Source organism: Microbacterium sp. T32 (assembly GCF_001619615.1).
Lineage (GTDB): Bacteria > Actinomycetota > Actinomycetes > Actinomycetales > Microbacteriaceae > Microbacterium.
In genome coordinates, this window is the sequence record NZ_LQQP01000035.1 from 1 (window position 1) to 2,871 (window position 2,871).

General features: G+C 69.3%; 2 protein-coding genes, 1 tRNA gene and 1 pseudogene. All 4 read right to left on the reverse strand.

What is annotated here, in order from left to right; translation table 11 throughout:
* Positions 1-127: 127 nt before the first annotated feature.
* Positions 128-1,459: a glutathionylspermidine synthase family protein gene (locus tag AVW09_RS14540; RefSeq protein ID WP_063258745.1), complete on the reverse strand. Its 1,332-nt coding sequence runs from the start codon at positions 1,457-1,459 to the stop codon at positions 128-130.
* A gap of 2 nt (positions 1,460-1,461) precedes the next feature.
* Positions 1,462-1,923 (reverse strand): hypothetical protein, encoded by a 462-nt coding sequence (locus AVW09_RS14545; RefSeq protein ID WP_063258746.1) that lies wholly within the window; start codon positions 1,921-1,923, stop codon positions 1,462-1,464.
* A gap of 78 nt (positions 1,924-2,001) precedes the next feature.
* A tRNA-Ile gene (locus tag AVW09_RS14550) sits at positions 2,002-2,075 on the reverse strand.
* A gap of 241 nt (positions 2,076-2,316) precedes the next feature.
* Positions 2,317-2,871: pseudogene (locus AVW09_RS18045) on the reverse strand (multidrug DMT transporter permease); the annotation flags it as partial.

The window sequence follows — 2,871 nt, forward strand, 5'->3', positions numbered from 1 at the left end:
GCGAGCCGGAAGCCGCATTCCCGGCACTCGTCGGCATCCACGCCCTCGTCCAGGAGCGGGTGCATCGTGATGCCGCACGACGGGCAGATCGGCTGGCGATCGTCGTCGTCGTACGGGAAGAGGAACGTCATCGCGGGCCGCCGACGACGGTGTGCGGGAGGAAGTTGGCGAAGTTGTCGGTGATCGGACCCCGGCTCTCGCGCACGGCCATGCCGGACGGCTCGCCGTCGATCATCCACACGCCGACCACGGTGCTCACGTCGACGCCCTCCTCTCGTCGCCGGAACCGCGGCGGTTCCGCGAGTTCCTGCACGATGAAACCCTCCGCGCCGTATCCCTGTTCCTCGCCGCGGATCCGCACGCCGCTCGGGTGGCTCAGGGTGATGTCGGCGCCCTCGCGCGCCAGGATCGGCTTCCGGGCGTAACCGGTGCGGTTCACGGAGAACGGCTCGTCGCCGTCGAACCAGGCGGGGAGGAGGTACTTCCGACCCTCCTCGGACTTCCCGAACAGGTGCCACAGGACGGGAAGGATCGCCTTGTTGCTCCACAGCATCTTGTAGGGCGGTTCGATCCAGATCGTCCCGCCGGCGTACGGATTCCGGTCGAGCCCCGAGTGGAGCAGGTCGGCGAAGATCGCGTCGGCGTTGTCCTCGCGCGCGAGGTGCTCCCACGGGTAGAGCTTGAAGATCACGTCGATGTGCTCGCCGCCCTGCCCGGCGTAGAAGCGGCCGTCGTCGCCGAGCCAGATGTTCTCGATGTAGATCGTCTCCACGCGGTACCCGGCGAGCCGGCACGTGTCGCGGAGGACGAGCGTGTTCATCTCGTCCTCGTGCGAGGGATCGACCTCGCTGCACGCGAAGAACACCGCGGGCTCGTGGCCGATCTTCGTCGAGATGAGCGCCAGGTTCCGCCTCCACGCGGCGACGAGATCTTCGTACATGTTGGTCCACTGCGAGACCGTCTGCCCGCCCGGCTCGAGCGAGAAGCGCGGCCGATTGTCCTCGAACCAGTCCCACTGCACGAGCGACTCGACGAGCGAGGTGGGCGTGTCCGCGTTGAACTCGTACAGCTTCGGCGTGCGCAGTCCGGGGTCGGGGTGGGCGACCCCGCCGAAGCGGAAGTCGTACCGCCCGAGGATCGACCCGCACGCCGGCTCCTCGTTCCAGCTGTCGACGACGGCCCGCATCGCGACCGTCGGGATCTGGAACTTCTGCAGATGCCACGCCCCCTGCGGCGACAACAGCCAGTCACCGGCATCCTGAAGCATCCGGAAGATGCTCGTGGATGCCTCTTCCAAGGCGACGATGTCGTCGGCGGTCATCTCGTAGTAGGCGTCGTCCCGCCAATACCGGTACAGCTCCGGATGATCGGACCGCGGGTCTTCGTGCGTGTAGACGAGACCCGCCTCCTGCACCTTCCGGAGGTAGTCGGGCCGCGCCGGGATCAGGCGACGCTGCATGGTCAGCCGCCCGTCCCGTGGGCGCCGTCGCCACCGCCGCCGAAGCCGCCGGGCTTGCCCCCCGACCCGCCGGACCCGCTGCCGAATCCGGCCGGTTTGCCGGTGGATGCCGAGATGCCGTTGGACACGCGTCCGCTCGACGACAGCCCCGCGGCCGCGCGCGCTGCCGCGTCGCTCGCGGCGAAGCGGGATGTCGACATCGCCGGGTCCAGCCGCGAGCCCACGGCAAGACCGCCCGCGTACCGGCCGATCAGGAACCACGCCAGGGCCGAGCCCCCGCCGCTGTGGCCCGTGCTCGTGTCGTCGCAGAGGGACTCATCGACGATCGTGTTCTGCTCGTCGACGCAGTACACCGTGTCCGACGGCGTGCTCTCGAACTGATCGTCGGCGCACCCGGCCAGCACCAGCGCCGCCATCGTGGCGACGGCAGGCAGGGCGATGCGTCGCGTCCGGGGTGGGGTCATGTCCACGATCCTTCCAGCCGCGGGCGTACACGTCTGCCCTGCGCACGCAGGTCCGACGGATCCGGGGAGACCTGTGAGTAGGGCGGGTGGGACTTGAACCCACGATCGTCGGGTTATGAGCCCGCTGCCTTGACCAGCTTGGCCACCGCCCCCTGTGGGTTCCGAGCCTACCGGCATCCATCCCCCGCGCCGAAGCCACCAGATCACGTGATCCGGCCGACCACAGGGGCTGTGGCGCTTCACGACGGGTGCGCTCGGCCACGTCACGTGATCTGGCGCCCCGGACACCCGGGGAGTGCCCACGATCGGGTCGAACGCCCGCGAACGGGTCGACCCGAACGGGAGCGCTCGACCGGATCGTGAGCGCTCGGCGCGGAGCGTGCGTGCGGGGCGTCAGGCGACGCGCGGCTTCTTGCCGTTGGCCGCGACCTGGGGGTGGTGGCGGGTGAGCTGGATGACGCCCCACGTCGCGATCGCTCCGGCGATGACGAAGCCGATCAGGGCCCACGCGGGGGCCGTCGACGCCTCGCCGAGCACCGACAGGCCGATGAGCACCGCGACGATGGGGTCGATCACCGTGAGACCGGCGATCACGAGGTCGGGCGGGCCGACCGAGTAGGCCGTCTGCACGAAGTACGCGCCGACCGCGACCGCGGCGAGCAGCGCGACGACGCACAGCAGCGTCAGCCACTCGAAGTTGCCGGCCTGGATGCGGCTGATGATGACCTTCGCGAGCGTCGCGACGAAACCGTAGATCACACCCGCGGCCATGATGTAGAAGAGCGCCTGCGCGCGACGCCGCACGAGGAACCAGAACGCTCCGAACACGACGACGACCACGGCCAGGATGCCGAGGATGATCAGCAGTTCGCGTGAGGTGACGACGTGCTCGGTCGCGAAGAACGCCGCGATCGTCACGAAGATGAAGATGCCGCCGACGCACGCGGC